This is a genomic window from Desulfurococcus sp. (assembly GCF_049970475.1).
GTDB classification, from domain to species: domain Archaea; phylum Thermoproteota; class Thermoprotei_A; order Sulfolobales; family Desulfurococcaceae; genus Desulfurococcus; species Desulfurococcus amylolyticus.
This window is the reverse complement of sequence record NZ_JBMFMW010000017.1, coordinates 1-16689: the sequence shown is the minus strand read 5'-3', so window position 1 is coordinate 16689 and position 16689 is coordinate 1. Positions and strand designations below refer to the sequence as shown.

The following is a 16689-nucleotide window of genomic DNA, read 5'->3' as shown; positions in this document are numbered from 1 at the left end:
ATGATTGATATGGAGTATACTACGCTAGGTTGGACGGATGAGAAGATCTCTTGGATAGGGCTTGGGACATGGCAGTACAGTGAGACATGGGGTTTAACAGATTATGATGTAGCTAAAAAGGTGATTGGAAAAGCCATCGAGGTAGGCATAAACTTCTTTGACACTGCAATGGTTTACGGTAGAGGAATGAGCGAGGAATTCCTTGGGAAAGCGCTAAGGGAGCTGAGTGTTAAAAGAGACGAGGTATTTATAGCTACTAAGATACCCGGAGAATTCCTTAATCCCGACGACGTGTTCAAATCCGTCGACAGGTCATTGAGGAGGCTCGGGGTTAACTCGATAGATTTGCTTCAACTGCACTGGCCCCCGTGCTGGCACAACTATCCCACTACATCATATGCACGGGCCCTCGAGAGGCTTATAATACAGGGTAAAATAAGATATATTGGTGTAAGCAATTACCCAGTTGCCTTAATAGAGGAGCTCAGATCAGCGCTCTCAATCACGGATATCGTGAGCATGCAGTATAGATTCAACCTAGCTGAGAGATGGGCTGAAGAAGAGTTGATACCATATGCCGAAGCCAATGACCTCACCTTTATACCTTGGAGCCCCCTGGCTAAAGGCGCTCTAACCGGTAAATACACATTGGAGAATATAGGTTTATTCAGGGATTTAAGGAGTAATGAAGCAGTGTTCCACCCCTCTAACTTCGAGAAGCTGACCCCATTAATCAACGCATTGAAAGAGTTGGCTTCAAAGTACGGTAAGACTCCATCCCAGGTAGCGTTAAACTGGTTGGTGAGGTATAGCCCTGTTATAGTTCCAATACCTGGCGCGAAGACCCCTGAGCAGGTTGTGGAGAACGCTGGTGCAGTAGGCTGGGAACTCAGCTTCGAGGATTGGATGATGTTGTATGATATAGCTAAAAACATTAAGGTAACCTATGTGACTTGGTGAAGGAATTACAACTGAAAGCCCCGCTCTTTAGGGCTGGAGGAGCTCAGATCGGTGCATTTTGTTTTTTCCTATGTAACTCATATGCTAGTATCCCGATTAATCCTGTAACAGGTAGACCTCTGGGGACTTCTCTAAGCCACACCGAGTCAGTGTTTTCCACTTCTTTCCTGCTCGGTTCTTGCTCACCGGAGCTCACTAGTATTGCAACTCTCTCCTCTAGATCGAGTACTTCAGCTAATGGTACTTCTCTCCCGGACTCATTTATGTAAAGTATCCTGTTGCATCCCAGTACATTGGAGAGATCACTTATCTCCGGTAGAACTATGAAGGGCTTGCCTTGCTTAATGGCTATTTTATGGGCCTCGGGTACACCTATCTGGGCAGCTGCCCCAATAGGCTTGATCACCACTGGTACTAGCCCCTTTATAGCGTACACTGTCTTTATGAAGTCAACGAGCTTCTGAATACTTGACGGTGAATATAAGGCTATATACATTTACGTCACCTCCTCATCCAGCTTCCCGGCGAGATACCATGCTATAGCTTTTGCAAGGGGAGCCGGTACAGCTTCTCCCACCATGTTATACTGTTCATCCCTTCCACCTATAAAAACAAATGTGTCGGTGAAACCCATCAGCCTGGCTTGCTCTCTAACCGTGAGAAATCTGTCCTCGAATGGATGTATAAACCTTGATGATCCAAGGACTGTTGGAGCTATAGTATTTGGATTCAACTTAACCATGTTTGGAAGGGGTTTTTCTGCACCATGGTAGTGGATTAACGCATCTCCCCATCTCAACCGGTGGATTCTCTTAAGCTTCCTCCATGGGGGGTCTGGGGGCCTCTCATGATTTGGGAACGCTTCACCTGGCTCTGGTAGATTGCTCAATGCCTCCTTAACGGTTATCCTTCTAGAGGATTTCCTCGGTGTTATGGGAATATTCGATATGAATACTCTTTTTCTATGGCTAGGTGTTTCATAGTCCTCGGCTAGCAAGGCGTTAAAGTATATCTTCTCATAGCCTACGCGCTTGAACTCTATTGATAATGCATCACGTAATCCATCCTCAGTTATTGCTGGTACATTCTCCATTACGAATATTTTCGGGCGATAATACCCGACGATCCTTATAAAGTGTAATGTTAGCTGGCCCATAGGATCACTGTATAAGCGGTCTAACGGATCCCTTTTCCTCATAGGATTAGCACCTGTGAATGGCTCACAGGGCGGGCTACCTATGATTACATCGATTTCATCGGGTTTCACTATACCCGTTAATAACTCCTTGTCTAACTCCTTGACATCCTCGTTAACCACTAGTGCATGGGGGAAATTGGTTTTATAGGTTAGGGCAGCTGGTTTGAAATTGTCAATGGCTAGCAGGGATTTGAATCTACCTGTGAGATGGAATCCTAGTGAGAAGCCCCCTGCACCAGAGAATACATCTATGTATTTATAAACAGTCTTCACTTCTAAACCCGTTCAACCCTCTTAATTAAATTATCTACTTTACTAATCAACTCCTTTAAGACTTCCACCGTCTTAGACTTATCGGCTTCAACCAATACCTCACCATCCACGGGGCATATATAATCGTTAGCGTATGCTTCGTCAAGCGTGTATCTTCTACCGCACTGTGGACACTCGTAGAGAATGTTTTCCTCCTCAAAATTCAATCGTAACACTAGTTTTTCACGTGTTTTACGGAGTCTCTGGAGTAAGAGGTTTTTAAGAGCTGGTGGATTGAGTCTCCATATATGGAGAACCCCCTCTTGTGTTCTGAGCTTGCCTGGAATAACGATGTTTTCCTCTGACATCTTCTGGAGTATTTTCCTGCCTTCATTAGACTTTATCCCCGTGTCATGAGTGAGGAGCTCCTCGGCAACGTATCCATGCTCTATTATATGCATTAGTAATTTGTACCCGGGATCTCCATAGATTCCCTTAATCAACTCCTTTACTACGCCGAGGACTTCCTCATCAACCTTATTTACCGCTCTTTCTTCCTCAGTTTTAACAGTTTTGCTCAGTTTCCTTCACCATCCCTTGCTTTGTCATGCCCCTATATTATATTTCCATTTAAGGGGGTTATATTCTGATTTAAATCAATGAATCCCTGTATATATCTCTCGTATTTTTTAAGGCTGTAATGGGCTTGAAGTAATAATAGGTGAGCGGCTTGTGGACACTTATATTAAGGATTGAAAGCAAGGGATGCGCCGGCTGTATCGCAACGGCCCTCACACATCTCTTCAAGATAAAGGGGGTCTCCGGCGTCAAGGTGCGTGGAAGAGAGATACTCGTCCTCCTAAATGATAAAAATCTCGTGGATAACGTGTTGAATAATCCATCTTTGAGAGAATACTATGTTATTAAGGAATGGAGCATTGTCGAAGGGGATATCTTAGATAATCGATTAAGGTTCGCCCTTCAATCAAATACAAAGGTTTAAAGAAGAACTTGGATTAAAAGTCGGTTGTAAAAGTAAACGAGTTTATATGGCTGCTAGTATTCATGGTTAATCTATTGGAAGATTAATGGGGCCTCCTTATCTTCCTTATTCTCAGCGTATTCTTCTATCCTCCGTAGCTTCTTCTTGCTCCTTACTTTTTCTATGGCCTTTAGGAAGTCGTTCATTGTGACTTGTCTACGGTTATCTCTGATCGCATTGTAGCCGGCTTCTGTTACCACGGCTTTTATCTCCGCCCCAGTGAATCCATCAGTCATCCTGGCTAATTCCTGGAAATTAATGTTCTCAGCTAGCTTCATCCTCCTTGTATGTATCCTGAATATCTCTATCCTGCCGTTGAAGTCTGGCAATGGGACCTCTACTATCCTATCTAATCTTCCGGGTCTCAGTATAGCTGGATCCAGTATATCTATTCTGTTAGTGGCAGCAATTATTTTAACCCTGTCGAGAGGCCTGAATCCATCTATTTCAGCCAGTAACTGCATTAGCGTCCTCTGTACTTCTCTTTCACCGCTTGTCCCTATATCTATCCTCTTAGCTGCTATAGCGTCTAGCTCATCTATGAATACTATTGAGGGGGCCTTCTTCCTCGCTAGCTCGAAGAGCTCCCTAACTATCCTAGCTCCTTCGCCTATGAATTTCTGGACGAGCTCACTGCCCACTATAGCTATGAATGTGGCATTTGATTCTGCTGCAACAGCTTTAGCCAGCATTGTCTTACCGCATCCAGGTGGCCCATACAATAGGACTCCTTTAGGTGGCTCTATCCCTATCTCCTCGAATAACTTGGGGTTTTTCAATGGTAGCTCGACCACCTCTCTCAACTCCCGTATCTGCTCTGAGAGCCCGCCTATATCCTCATATCTCACACTCGGCTTCTCGATTACCTCCATTAATTGCACATATGTATCCGTGTATGAGGGCAGTACTTCAACAATTGCCGAGCCACGTTGATTAAGGGCTACTCTTACACCGGGTTTAATCAGGTTCTTGTCGATGTTGTCGGCTATCGCCACTACTAGGTTGGGTCCAGTGGTACTTTTAACTACGGCTCTTCCATCGCCTAGAACATATTCTATCACTCCTTCTATCAGGGGAGGGGATATAAGTTTCTCGAGCTCGGATTTATAGTAGTTCACCTTCATTAAGAGCTTTTCACGCTCCATCTCGAGGAGCCTTATCTTGGACTCAAGATATTTAATATAGTCTTCACCACTGACTACTGCGTCAAGTTTTTCGATAATGTTATCCCGGTTATCCTTACCCATATCGCTGCTCATGGCTTTGAACCCCTCATATAATGCCCTCATGAAACAAATTTAAATCGTAGAGCATTAATGCAATGGTTTAATGAATTATAATCCTAGTATAGTGTTAAAGAAGATGGGTGGCAATGATGTCTTGCTACTGTGAAATATGTGGAAAAGAAGTAGAGAAGAACCAGTGTAGGAAAATAGTTATTGAAGGTAGCATCCTTAATGTATGCCCTCAGTGCTATAACAGGTTGATCACGCAGGGTAAAGCTAGACCCTATGTTGAGGAGAGAAAGGAGCGTCAACCGGCCCCTAAGCAGGTGGCTAAACCCGTCAAACCAAGGGTGAGGGAGGAGTATGAAGTAGTCGAGGACTATGCTAGGAGGGTCAGGGAGGCTAGGGAGAGGCTTGGGTGGACGCAGCAGGTTCTTGCTCAAAAAGTAAGGGAGAGTGAGAACATTATTAAGAGGATTGAGTCCGGTAGACTGAAGCCCGGCATAGATCTAGCTAGGAGACTTGAGAAGGTGCTTGGTATAAAACTACTTGAGCCAGTAGTCGAGGAAAACGTGTCGTCGAATCATGAGAGCAGCGAGGACTTAACAATAGGCGACCTCATCAGGTTTAAACGGGAGTAGGGGTGTCCGGGAAGTATTGAGGGTTGTCGTGGTAGTACCGAGGAAATATTGGGTTTTCCTCGAGGAGGAGCTGGGACTAGTTAAAACCATTTACAGTGACATAGTAGAAGTGTTGAAGACGAAGGGTTCTCCATCAGGAACATACCTACCGAGGGAGAAGATCGAGTTTTTGCGTGGCAGCGACTTTGATAAGTTAATAGTGATGGATAGGCTTAAACCAATACAGATAGTTAACCTGATTAAAGAATTAAGGAGGGATGTGATCGACAGGGTTATGTTGATCCTCGAGATATTCGCTGAACACGCTGGCTCGAAGGAAGCCAAGATGCAGATAGAGCTTGCTAGGCTGAAATACTATATTCCACTAGTCAAGGAAGCTATAAGATATGCTAAGATAGGCGAGTTACACGGCTTCCTCGGTGCTGGTAGATACGGGTATGAGAAGTACTATCTAATGCTTAAGAAGAGGGAGGCCAGGGTGAGGAGGGAGTTAGAGGAGCTTAGGAGGATACGTGGAATAAGGAGAATGCAGAGGCTTAAAGCTGGATTCCCCCATGTCGCGATAGCAGGATATACATGTGCAGGCAAGACAACCCTATTCAATGCGATCACAGGGTTAAATATGCTGGTTGGACCGGAACCCTTTACAACGCTCTCCCCTAAATCTCGTAGGATAGTTTATAGGGATGCATCGTTCATCCTAACCGATACCGTTGGCTTCATAAGAGATCTACCGCCTGAGGTTATTGAAGCGTTTTACGCTACACTTGAGGAGATCACTGCAGCGGATGTCATAGTGAATGTTGTGGATGCTTCCAAGCCGATTGAGAGGATAAGAATAGAGCTTGAGACAACCAGGGAGATACTCAGCAGGATCGGGGTTCATAGTAAACCCATGGTAGTGGCATTGAATAAGATAGACCTGGTGGATGACTATGCTAGTATCACAAGTGAAGTCAAGGTATTGCTGGCTAGTAATGAGACCCTTGTACCCATTTCCTCGGTTAAGAGGATTAATATCGATAGATTAATGGATACAGTATACATGTTAGTTAAGGGTGGCTACCAGTGAAGATATACGTGTTAAGGTATGGTCATAGGCCGGGTAGGGATAAACGGGTCACTACGCATGTAGCTCTTGTATCAAGGGCTTTTGGAGCCAACGGATTCATACTTGGTGATGTTGTCGACGAGTCTATACGTAGAACCCTTGAGAAAGTCGTGGATTTGTGGGGTGGGAGAATACATTTCGAGATGGGGGTCGACCCCTATAAGTATTGCCTTGAGTGGAAGAGAAATAGTGGGCTGGTGGTTCATTTAACAATGTATGGACTACACGTTGATGACGTAGTCAATGAGATAAGGAATACTGGTAGAGATATACTCATAGTAGTGGGATCGAGAAAAGTACCCGGGTTCTTCTATGAGGTTGCAGACTATAATGTAGCTATAGGACATCAACCCCACTCGGAGGTAGCTGCCTTAGCCATCTTTCTGGATAGATTATTCATGGGGAGAGAGTTGTCTCTTAAATTCCCTGATGCAAAGCTCGAGATAATTCCTTCTCCACGTGGTAAAAAAGTTAGAAGGATTACTCGGGGTGAATAATTTGTTCAGTCGTTGGGTCACTGCCTCAACATAGTTATCCTTAATAACAGTATGCATGACGCAAAGGATGCTACCAGCGTAATCAATGGTAATAGGGTTACAAGTATTGGTGGCGAATCACTTATTCTCTGGAACTCTACTTTATAATAGTTCAAAGTAGTATTTTCCAGCTGCCCCATTGAGAGAACATATATTGTTAGATTGCCGCTGGATAGATATGATGCAGCACTATATGTTATAGGGCCACCGCTGGGTATGGATGTCGATAATGGTATATCTATAGAGCCCTGGTTATTATAGGCTCTTATAATAATCAATGGTATATACTGATCCCTGACCTGAATTGATAGGTTAACGAGTGCCACCCCGTTTACAGTATCCCTTAAAACATATGAGTATCTGTATGTTTCATTCCCTAATACCACTGGCTCCAGCTGGGAGAAAGGTATAGAGAATCCCCGTTCGTTAACGCTGTAGCCGGAGCCTAAACCAGTGTTCAAGTAGAATATTTGAGCCAATGCATTAGAGGCTGCAAGCATCGATAACACGGTCATTATGATAGCTAGTTTCAGCCCACTCCTTCTTCTCACAGCAATCCATGCTGCTGCAACTATTATGAGTGTGCCTATAGCGTTAACTGTTTCAACATATATGCTTACGCCTCTAGCAGTGATCACAGCATAACTTGAAGAAGCTGGGAGCAGAGTTAACGTCGAAGCAGCCCCGCTTGATACGGTGATATAGTTGGAGCCTTTCCCAACATCAACCAGTGCTAACCCGATGTTCTGCTTGAAGTATAAATGAATCACCTGCACGCTGTTAAGCGGTACTATCCAAGTATATGTGAGAGATGAATCCATTTGAAACACATATATTCCCACAGTTATTGAAGCTATGATAAGTATTATCCCGGCTAGGCCGGGAAGGGATATCTTCACCTCTATGCTCATTTAATACACCATTTCCCTGGGCTAAATATACTACTATTAAGCAGGATTAAAAGAATATAGTTTAGGCCCTAGGTGGATTGATGAGTGAGTAAACGAGTTTAAATAGGTTTAAAAAAGGTTTAGGCTAGTTTAGGTTAGTTATTTCGAGACAATGCTTCTTCTAACAGTCAGGTATGCCAGTAGAGCGAATACCGTTGCCAATAGGGCGAATATCACTGCAACTATTCCTATGTAGAAAGCATTACTAGCTGAGGCACTTGCGGTATCAGCCTTGCTTATAGCTGTGTCAACCTTACCGCTTACAGTGTTCAGAGTGTTCTGTATACTACTTACACTACTTGAGACGTTATCAACCTTGCTTGCTACAGCGTTGACATCGCTCTTAGTGGCTGCCTCGTTCAACTTACTGCTAATAGTGTCAATGCTACTCTGTATGTTGTTTACGGTGTTCTTTATGGATGATACATCACTAGATACAGTGCTCAGGCTCTGTACTGCTGATGATAGTTGTGAGGTTATGGAGTTCAGCTGGTTTACAACATTGCTTATGCTCGTTGATAATGAATCAACCTTACCCCCGATAGTGTCCACCTTGCTTGCTACAGCGTTGACATCGCTCTTAGTGGCCAGGTTGTCGAGCCTAGTGAGTATAGTGTTCACGGTGTTCTGTATGCTGCCTACCGTGGATGAAACACTGGAAACAGTATTGGCTACATTGTTCACGGCATTTGCTACATTATTGATTCCATTTAAGATATTCGAGACATCATCAGCTGTAGCTAGTCTAGATATGTTGTTGACTACATATACATATCCTGGCAAGCTCTTATAGAAGCTTGTGCCTTTTACATAGATTAGTGACACATCATATTTGCCTGGATGTACCATCGGTATCCACAGTCCAAGTATGCTGGTGAACTGGCTTGTTAAGACACCATTGCTGTCAGCAGTCCACCTCTGTACATTAGTGGTGACAGCTAGTAATGCATCGGTGTCATTAACCAGTATACCTGCGAATGTCACACCGGGAGTGAATCCGGTACCGAATACTCTAACTATACCGCTTCCAACAATCACAGGCGTGTAGTCACCTGTGAGCGAGGCCAACAGTATCTTCGGAGTTATAACTGGGTTAGCATAATTGTTCAGGTTCAGTGAGAAGTTCACCAAGTGTTCACCTGTGACGCTGCCGACTAGCCTTATAACATACTCGCCTTCAGGTAGTGTTGGGACAACGAATTTCACGGTGAGAGCTCCATTGTTATCGGTTATAGCATTCTCTATCACTAGCACGTCGCCAAAGTACACGTTAACAGTTTCACCTGGCTGTAAACCATACGCTGTCACCTGGATTATATCACCTAGGTACTGGCATTCACCACCATATATTGTACACTCGCTACAGTATCCAGTGCCAACAACGGTTTCACATGGACACACGATGAATGATGTAGTCATACCTGGTAGTGTAGCGCTTACCTTGTTATCTGGTAGTGGCTGGTTTGATACGGGGTTTAATGCCTGCCAGTATGCGGCAGTACCTACCACGACTGCTAAGCTGTACTCGTAGTCCCAGATATCAATGCCCCATATGTAGTGGGCACCGTATGTGGCTCCTAGTGGAATAGTTATACTGAATGTTACATTACCATCCTTGCCTAGAGGTATATCGGTTGCAAGCCATGTTATCTTGTCTAGTGAGACATTGAGGAAGTTAGCATTGTAGCCCCATTCCTTTCCAGGGCCGTATCCATAAGCCACTATAGTGATCGTCTGACCCGGCAACACCATTGGGGCTGGCCTGTCACACTGTGGTACACCGCCGCTCACATAGCATAACAGTGGTCTAACCAGGTAATAGGTGTTCCTGAACTCGTATTTCACACCACTGCTTAATGTCACTCTGGGTATGTATAAGCCTGCAGTCATATTGGTGGCTAGATAGGTCTTCAGGTCTGTTATATTGAAGAAGCCGTTTGCATCAGCAAGTAGTCCACCGGTTATGTTGAATACGTATACTACGTTAGTGAAGTTAGTGTTGTATAACTCTACTACTGTAATATTGGCATTGGCTGGGAAGCCGTAGCCTACTAGTGAGATTGACTCTACATCCCTACCATTACCCTCGTTGGGTGATAACACTACCTGTGGTAGTATGGTTAGAGTGGCGTTCTTCGTCATACCTGAGAATGTTACAGTTGCATCAGAGGTTACAATGTATAAGCCGCCTGGCAGTAGGAATGATGATGAGAACTGTATGGTTGTTCCAGCGTGACCGGAGGAGTCGGCTGTAATGCTTACACTATATGATGTACCATTAAAGAATATAGTGTTTACAGCGGTTCCCTCTGGTAAACCATATATGTCAACGCTCACAGATTTGAAGTTTCCACGCCCATCAACTATTGTAGTGGCTGATGGTGAAACCTCTATTAATGGGTATACGTAGATGGTTGCCTGATCGGATCCGATGAATGGAATAGACACGGTTACTAATAGTGTTGGTGGATCAGCTGTACCGATGTTTGGCAGTAGCTTGGGTATTTGAACCGTTACATTGTATGTACCGGGTGTCGGTGGGTAGAACTGTTGTGTAACATATACCTTTCCGGTGTTTGCATTGGATACCTCTATAGTTACAGATGAAGCGAAGGGGACGTTAATGGTCACAGTTATTATGCCACCAGGGTATACACCCTCCCCATCGGGTCCATCGCCTCTTACAGCTTGTATTATTCCTCCCTGGGCGTTTACTGGTACTAGTACTGCTAGGTTCACTAACATGGGTGTTAATAGGGCTAGAGCCAATATGATGGATATTATCCTATTGGACATACATACTTCACCAAATCTTCTCTGATTACTTTCCAGAGTTATAAGATGAATGTTTACACAAGTATATGCATAGTGTATACATGTGTATACACCATTATCTACAAGGCTGCTGTGGATTTATAGATAACTTTAATATCTAGGGTACTTAGAGCTCCTGTGATCCGCTGTGCGGTGAGGGCCGTGCTAGAAACCCGGATGGGGCCCTGCGGCATTGGGCTCGACCGAGCCCCATAAGGTATGGGTGAAGCAAGTGAGTCCAGGCCAGGGGCTAACCCCGCTAACAAAACATCAGCAGGGAACCGCATCTGGAGGATGATTCTCGGGAAAAAACTGGTTACGGGTATTACTATATGGGGGGATTATGTGAGGAGCCAGGAGTAGTTTAGGCCTGTGATTACCCAGTCCTCTATTATATATGTCGTCGTGTTAACATAGTAGCTGGAGCCATACCTACTGTAAACCGGGAGACTCGGCGTTGTCATGGAGACTATTAGTGATATATCCTGCCTATCCAATGGTGAACCCGTGTTGGCCCACGACAACGTGTATGAGAATGTATAGTACGGCGGGTAGTAGCCGGTATAGCCTACCGGGGACACTGCGAATACCCTTATGCTCTGTGATTGACTACTGAGAGCTGGGTACGATGATACATCAGCCACAGCACTTGACTCGGTCACAGGGTATGGGAACCTTACCCTCAGTGTTGCAGTGCCTGATGCCGGCATGGACACTGATGGTAGTCTCTGCAGTATAGTTACTGGTGTAACTGTTAAAGTAAATTTCTCAAGATTAGTGCTTGAATCAAATAATACTGTTCTAACGATTATAGTGTATATTCCTAGAGTGGGCTTCTTAGACGGGTATAATCCATACCTGTAGGAGGTGCTTGGGAATATTATCGTTGATGAGTTACCGCCAGCCCCGCCTGTAGCATGCCACATGAATATACCGCTACCCCTGTGTAAATGCCATGACACGGATTCACCGAGGAAGAAGCCGGCGAATAATCCATTCGGTCCAAGCGTGTAGGCTACTAGTGATGTGTTGGGTAGGCTCCAGCTAGCTGTTACCTGTAAGTACGCTATGCTTGGACTACTTACGTTAATATAGAAGAACCTCCAGTCACCGGCCTCATACCTCCATCCCCAATCGTTCTCGCCTCTCAAGTGTGATGTGGGCATCGGGGAACTAACATCATTTAATGGGTTCAGTGTGGTCTGGATACCGGGTGTCAGTGAAGCAACGACCGTGTAGGTTAGAGGCACGTAGTATATCTGCTGTATTGATCCATGGTTGACCACTACCTTGATATATGACTGGTATACTGTTGGAACAGTTGATGAAGTCGTCGATATGGTACCATATAATGTGATGTTCCTGCCCGGATTAACGGTGAAGATAGTGGTTGGTAGGGTTATCGAGGTGTCTGGGACAACCTTATAGTATGTGATAGTTACTGGTATTGTTATGTTGACTAACTCGTAGAAGCCCTTGCTTGTATCAGTGTCGTTCCATAATCTACACCTTACGACTAGCTTGGCATCACCGTAGTAGGATGCGAAGGTATTCAGCCAGTACAATGGGGCAGCTATCTGTAACCTATTGTATGATGAAGTGTGGAGCCCGTAGTTGACGTAGGCTACCTCACCAACCTGTAATGGGTTATTGGGGCGGGTTGGATCATATGGGTAACCGTTTCTATCTGTATCATTCACCCATATGTATGCATATACGAGTGCATCGTAGTCAGGTATGTAGTCCCCGTCTCCATCAAAGTACTTGAAGGGCATGTTCACCTCAACGCTCATTAATGCTGCATCACTTGGTATGTCTTCCCTGTTCAGTATTAAGTAGGATGAATAATCACCCATTCCTCTCAGTAAACTCAATGTTAAATTATATGTTTTCACACTTGAAGCCGCGAATTTAACGCTTGACAGGGACACCTGTATTGGCGTCTGTGTTGGGTTAACTATTGATATATCGAATACCCTTGATAATCCACGCGGTATATCCGGGACGTATACACCGTAGTGACCCAGGGTACTCCACGATGATGGTATAGATGGATTGCTTGGGAATATTACCACCCCATACCACTGGAGCAGGCTTACTGGTATGTAGTCCCTCCAGTAGTAGAACCAGAGCTCTGAGAGCTTGCTGGAGACACCACTGTAGTAGCTCTTAGAATATATCAATGGTTCACTGTTCTCCAGAATACTTGAAACAGCCCTGTACACGTTGACTCTCCCAGCACCCTGATCTAGTGGCGGGTAGTTCAGGTAGTCGGCTGTATTCATCAGTATTTGTTTAATCGTGAATGGATCAGTGTATCTACCTTGCTCACCATACTTCTGGATCAACGCGCTTAGTATCAATGCCACCGATCCAGCGGTTAATGGTGTAGCATAGCTTGTACCACTGAACACCGTGAACTTGGTACTGTTCCAGCCTATAACGCTAGCTGTAAACCCGTAGGCTCCAACATTGACTACATCGGGCTTCAAGTAGCCTGCTGGGGTAGGTCCCCTAGCTGCCCAGCTTATTATCTGATCCCATGTTATATCAGCATAGCCGTATAAGAGATAGTGTGGCCACCATGAGGTAGAGGCACCAACGGTTATCACACCGGCCGCGGAACCAGGCGATGTCACAGTACCGTATCCGCCGCCACCGTTGCCGGCTGCCTGAACTATTATTATACCCGGGTACGAAGGATCTAGGAAGCCGGGTGTAACTAGGCCGTTCTCCAGCATAGAGGTGAAGTCGTAACCGGAGCCTGAGATATCATATATGAACGAGCTTATACCCCAGCTATTGCTTATTATATCGGCCCTCCTGCTTCCAGTATAGTAGAGTAGGCCAGTTGATGGATCGCTATCGAATCCGGCTGCCCACATCATGCCTAGCTCTGTGTTACCCGAGTAGAGGGCTTTGACACCTATTATCTTAGTGCCTGGGGCTATGCCCTGTAGTAATCCACCATATAATACGTCATTGCCTCCAATAGCTGAGGCACAAGCTGTTCCATGCCCGTTGAAATCATAGAATATACTCAGGTATCTGCCCTTCAAGTCCCAGCCTGGCAGGAACCTGCCTGAACCGAACCACCACCCGAGATCATAGAAGAATCCACCGGCCACTCCAAAGCTGTAGCTCGGGTTAGCCGGGTTCGGGGACACTAGTATCCTGTCCCCGTAGTAGGATGCCCTCATATCGACACTATCAGTGAATACCCTGTTATTGTTGAAGTCTACATATAGCTCGGTGTAAACGCCGGGATCTACCGGATCTGCCAGCACTAAGAACCTGACCACCGGTTTTGAAGCACCGACTAGGCTTAGATATGTTAATCCAACCATGTATACGCCGCTTGCTGAGGTTATACCTGTTACATCAAGTGTTATGTCTGCAGTGACTGGTATGTCAAGCTGTGAAGGCGTTATAACATGAAATACTGTGCCATTCGGTATTGTTATTAATCCATTGGTGGCCGTGAAACCATTGAATAATATCACCTGCGATTCATCCGCGTCTAGAACCAGTGGCTCCGTGATATTCACCAGCCCGCCATCCAGATCATAGTATTGTCCCTCATAGTAGGTCAGTTTATCACGTAGATTCGGGTGGCCGTAGTCCACACCGGTATCAACTACTGCAACTATCACGCCTTCACCGTTCAACCCATATTTTTCTTCAACGGTATCAACACCTGTTATCTGTCTTACAAACATTGTGTCTACCTCAGGTATCTCCTTGACTGGTGCTGTGTCAACGCTCTTCTCATCGATCTTCATGTTCATCAGCGTCAATGCTGGCTTCACCAGTACGTTGCTTAGCACTACTCCTCCAGCGTTCTGGAATATGTTCGTAACAAGCTCTTTAGGTCCAAATACTTTAAATACATAGTTTCCAAGCTTATCCCTGATCAGCCTTGAAGAGGCAAGGTTAAGCTCTGCACCATTGTATGTAAACTTTGTGTTCTGTAGCCTATTATATAGGTCTTCCACGGTGTTGAGCGGGGTGGATTTATCTATTACTACCACCAGCGATACATAGTCGCCGTCGACCCTGTTAATGATATCCGTGACCCTCTTAACATTCTCCACCTTAAGTGGTGTGGCGGCTGCTAGGGACACTCCTGAGAACAATACTGCTAGTATTATTGTTAATACAAATAATACATGATATATCTTATGAGACCCCATTTTACACACCTAGCAATTTGAAATAGATGCGTCCGGAATATATAAGTTTTTCCTAATGGCATATAGGTGGGGGAGTGTTTTACAATTGAAAGCCCCGTCTTTTAGGGTGGGGTTGGAGATTTACGGGTTTTGTTTTCTCTTGTGTTTCTTGATGAGTCTTTAGTGTTTACGAGCCTCAGCTATATTCGAGGCGGTGATCACTGGAAACCATAGCCCCGCGTTAAGCTGGGTAGGGGTAATGCGCCCGAGACCGGGCGCGGGGCTAAACCAGGTAAGAGCCTGGAATGAAGCCCCAAACCACCCCGCAAAACCCCATCCTTTAGGGCGGGAAGGAGGTCAGTTTTTATCTTTCCCAGTAATAATTTAACATGGTTGCTTGGTGAATCCAATGTCAAGGGAGATTAGAAGGAGATTTGTGCCGATCTCTGATGAAATCATACAGGAGGCGCTTGATGTTGCTGAGAGGTATGGTATGCCTTACAGTGCGATCATAGAGAAGTCTCTCGAGGGATTATTGAAGATAATGAAGTATAAGTCATCCATACTGGAGAGCATAGTCCTCGTCGATGCGGTGGATGATTTAAGAAGGCTTGGACTAGTATTCCTGCCCATGAGTATAGCGAGGAAGATCCTAGATGACCTCGATGAAGCCTTATTTAATCAGTTGCTAGAGGAGTTATCGAGGTCATCTAGGTGGTTTGGTGAGCTAAGCAGGGTTAAACGGGGTAGTTCCCCGAGGGAGTTCCAGACCTCTCTATCCCTCTGGATGCCGATGACAACTATCGATGTGGTGAAGGAGAGTGAAGAGGTATATAGGTTCGTGATCTCCATAGCTGATGCATCACCCAGGTTAATGCGCGTGCTTGAAAAAATATTGAGTAGTATGGCAGCCGGCTACGATCTTAAAATACTTGATCTAACAGTAAACATCAATACTGTGGTTGTGAAGGTGACCGGGTTCCTTGAGAAAGAGTAGGAAGACCATCGGCATCGACGCGGAATATATTGAAGCGCTTAAGGAGGTGGCGAGGAAGAGGGGGACCAGTATATCAGGCTATATGAGGCAACTAATAGATGAAGCATTGAAAATAGAGTCAATGGGCTACTATGCTCCCAGGGCTTTAATGGAGAGGTGGGTAGAGCTCATCTTATCAAAAGTTGGATTCGCATATATGCACGTGGATATATTGGAGCTTGAGGACCTTGAGGAGATAGAGAGGAGAGGGGAGATACTTGGCTCAACGATAGCTGAGTTAGGTGTGGATTCAATGAAGATCATAGAGTTGCTGGGATTAAGTAGTGGTGTGGGTATTTCGCAGGGTTCCTCGATAATTCTACTACCGCAGAGTAGTAGGGTGAAGACTAAGATGTTTCACTTGATCAAGGGGTTGGCTAAGGGCTCAGGCCTTGTAATTTCCTCTAGCGGGAGCCTAGTAATAATATCTCCACCTAGGAAAACAATAATCTAACACCTTGTCAATGCAACTACACAGAGGGAATATTTCCCAGTACAACCAGGGGGTTCAGGTCTTATATAGGTTTATTTAAATTGGTTTCATCACTTCATCCTTGTTCCCCTGTATCCTGCTTGGGCTTGCATACGGCTTAGGGGCGTTCACAGGTACCCTACATCTTGAATTAAGGAATTTAAGGAAGAGATTCATACATGCCACCCCACCCCTGTCTCCGGTGAGCCCGTGCTCCGGGTACTTGAGGATCCTGTGGTCTTCTCGAATCAGCCTCGCCCCCTTATCCCGGGTGTTTCG

Annotated in this window: 15 protein-coding genes; 7 read left to right on the top strand and 8 right to left on the bottom strand. The window is 45.1% G+C overall.

Going from position 1 to position 16689, the window contains the following annotated elements:
• The first annotated feature begins 9 nt into the window (after positions 1-9).
• Positions 10-960: an aldo/keto reductase gene (locus ACP5N5_RS02140; RefSeq protein ID WP_428132105.1), complete on the top strand. Its 951-nt coding sequence runs from the start codon at positions 10-12 to the stop codon at positions 958-960.
• Between the two features lie 43 nt (positions 961-1003).
• Here the strand turns inward: ACP5N5_RS02140 and ACP5N5_RS02135 are convergent, their stop codons facing one another.
• The 3 genes from ACP5N5_RS02135 to ACP5N5_RS02125 are packed head-to-tail and all read right to left on the bottom strand — an operon-like array spanning position 1004 to position 2913.
• Positions 1004-1456 carry a RecB-family nuclease gene (locus ACP5N5_RS02135; protein WP_428132102.1) on the bottom strand — a complete coding sequence of 151 codons (453 nt, stop codon included), beginning with the start codon at positions 1454-1456 and terminating at the stop codon, positions 1004-1006.
• Entirely contained in the window at positions 1457-2431 is a 975-nt protein-coding gene (locus ACP5N5_RS02130) for a DNA cytosine methyltransferase (protein WP_042666732.1), read from the bottom strand. It abuts the gene before it with no gap.
• A gap of 2 nt (positions 2432-2433) precedes the next feature.
• Complete coding sequence (locus tag ACP5N5_RS02125) at positions 2434-2913, bottom strand: transcription factor TFIIE (RefSeq protein WP_012608933.1); 480 nt, start codon at positions 2911-2913, stop codon at positions 2434-2436.
• A gap of 218 nt (positions 2914-3131) precedes the next feature.
• Here ACP5N5_RS02125 and ACP5N5_RS02120 point away from each other — a divergent pair, with 218 nt between their 5' ends.
• On the top strand, positions 3132-3413 hold the full coding sequence (locus ACP5N5_RS02120) for a hypothetical protein (RefSeq protein ID WP_276814238.1): 282 nt from the start codon (positions 3132-3134) through the stop codon (positions 3411-3413).
• A gap of 71 nt (positions 3414-3484) precedes the next feature.
• On the opposite strand, the gene ACP5N5_RS02115 is transcribed toward ACP5N5_RS02120, so the two are convergent.
• A complete protein-coding gene (locus ACP5N5_RS02115) occupies positions 3485-4711 on the bottom strand; it encodes a proteasome-activating nucleotidase (RefSeq protein WP_051400963.1) in 1227 nt (408 codons plus the stop codon).
• Between the two features lie 116 nt (positions 4712-4827).
• Here ACP5N5_RS02115 and ACP5N5_RS02110 point away from each other — a divergent pair, with 116 nt between their 5' ends.
• Genes ACP5N5_RS02110 through ACP5N5_RS02100 form a run of 3 tightly spaced genes read left to right on the top strand, consistent with a single transcriptional unit; the run spans position 4828 to position 6927 of the window.
• Positions 4828-5319 (top strand): multiprotein bridging factor aMBF1, encoded by a 492-nt coding sequence (locus ACP5N5_RS02110; protein ID WP_042666734.1) that lies wholly within the window; start codon positions 4828-4830, stop codon positions 5317-5319.
• Between the two features lie 16 nt (positions 5320-5335).
• The gene (hflX, locus tag ACP5N5_RS02105; RefSeq protein WP_428132094.1) at positions 5336-6391 is read left to right on the top strand and encodes a GTPase HflX; all 1056 of its coding nucleotides are present in this window, start codon (positions 5336-5338) and stop codon (positions 6389-6391) included.
• Positions 6388-6927 carry a tRNA (cytidine(56)-2'-O)-methyltransferase gene (locus ACP5N5_RS02100; protein ID WP_428132091.1) on the top strand — a complete coding sequence of 180 codons (540 nt, stop codon included), beginning with the start codon at positions 6388-6390 and terminating at the stop codon, positions 6925-6927. The genes hflX and ACP5N5_RS02100 overlap by 4 nt, the downstream gene beginning before the upstream one ends.
• Before the next feature lie 17 nt (positions 6928-6944).
• Here ACP5N5_RS02100 and ACP5N5_RS02095 read toward each other — a convergent pair whose 3' ends face one another.
• The 3 genes from ACP5N5_RS02095 to ACP5N5_RS02085 form a co-directional block, all read right to left on the bottom strand.
• Positions 6945-7877 carry a hypothetical protein gene (locus tag ACP5N5_RS02095; protein WP_428132088.1) on the bottom strand — a complete coding sequence of 311 codons (933 nt, stop codon included), beginning with the start codon at positions 7875-7877 and terminating at the stop codon, positions 6945-6947.
• 138 nt (positions 7878-8015) lie between these two features.
• A complete protein-coding gene (locus ACP5N5_RS02090) occupies positions 8016-10712 on the bottom strand; it encodes a hypothetical protein (RefSeq protein ID WP_428132083.1) in 2697 nt (898 codons plus the stop codon).
• Between the two features lie 359 nt (positions 10713-11071).
• Positions 11072-14923, bottom strand: coding sequence for a S8 family serine peptidase (locus tag ACP5N5_RS02085; RefSeq protein WP_428132079.1), 3852 nt, complete (start codon positions 14921-14923; stop codon positions 11072-11074).
• Positions 14924-15311: 388 nt separating this feature from the next.
• On the opposite strand from ACP5N5_RS02085, the gene ACP5N5_RS02080 reads away from it, so the two are divergent.
• Both ACP5N5_RS02080 and ACP5N5_RS02075 read left to right on the top strand, forming a co-directional pair.
• Positions 15312-15899: a hypothetical protein gene (locus ACP5N5_RS02080; RefSeq protein WP_428132076.1), complete on the top strand. Its 588-nt coding sequence runs from the start codon at positions 15312-15314 to the stop codon at positions 15897-15899.
• Entirely contained in the window at positions 15886-16392 is a 507-nt protein-coding gene (locus ACP5N5_RS02075) for a CopG family transcriptional regulator (protein ID WP_428132072.1), read from the top strand. The genes ACP5N5_RS02080 and ACP5N5_RS02075 overlap by 14 nt, the downstream gene beginning before the upstream one ends.
• Positions 16393-16467: 75 nt before the next feature.
• Here ACP5N5_RS02075 and ACP5N5_RS02070 read toward each other — a convergent pair.
• On the bottom strand, positions 16468-16689 hold a 222-nt coding region (locus ACP5N5_RS02070), incomplete at its 5' end, for a hypothetical protein (protein ID WP_428132068.1).

Excerpts from the sequence above, each read along its gene's own strand:
- ACP5N5_RS02140 (WP_428132105.1), top strand. The coding sequence starts at position 10 with ATGGAGTATACTACGCTAGGTTGGACGGATGAGAAGATCTCTTGGATA.
- ACP5N5_RS02080 (WP_428132076.1), top strand. The coding sequence starts at position 15,312 with ATGTCAAGGGAGATTAGAAGGAGATTTGTGCCGATCTCTGATGAAATC.
- ACP5N5_RS02110 (WP_042666734.1), top strand. The coding sequence starts at position 4,828 with ATGTCTTGCTACTGTGAAATATGTGGAAAAGAAGTAGAGAAGAACCAG.
- ACP5N5_RS02115 (WP_051400963.1), bottom strand. The coding sequence starts at position 4,711 with ATGAGCAGCGATATGGGTAAGGATAACCGGGATAACATTATCGAAAAA.
- ACP5N5_RS02090 (WP_428132083.1), bottom strand. The coding sequence starts at position 10,712 with ATGTCCAATAGGATAATATCCATCATATTGGCTCTAGCCCTATTAACA.
- ACP5N5_RS02095 (WP_428132088.1), bottom strand. The coding sequence starts at position 7,877 with ATGAGCATAGAGGTGAAGATATCCCTTCCCGGCCTAGCCGGGATAATA.
- ACP5N5_RS02135 (WP_428132102.1), bottom strand. The coding sequence starts at position 1,456 with ATGTATATAGCCTTATATTCACCGTCAAGTATTCAGAAGCTCGTTGAC.
- ACP5N5_RS02085 (WP_428132079.1), bottom strand. The coding sequence starts at position 14,923 with ATGGGGTCTCATAAGATATATCATGTATTATTTGTATTAACAATAATA.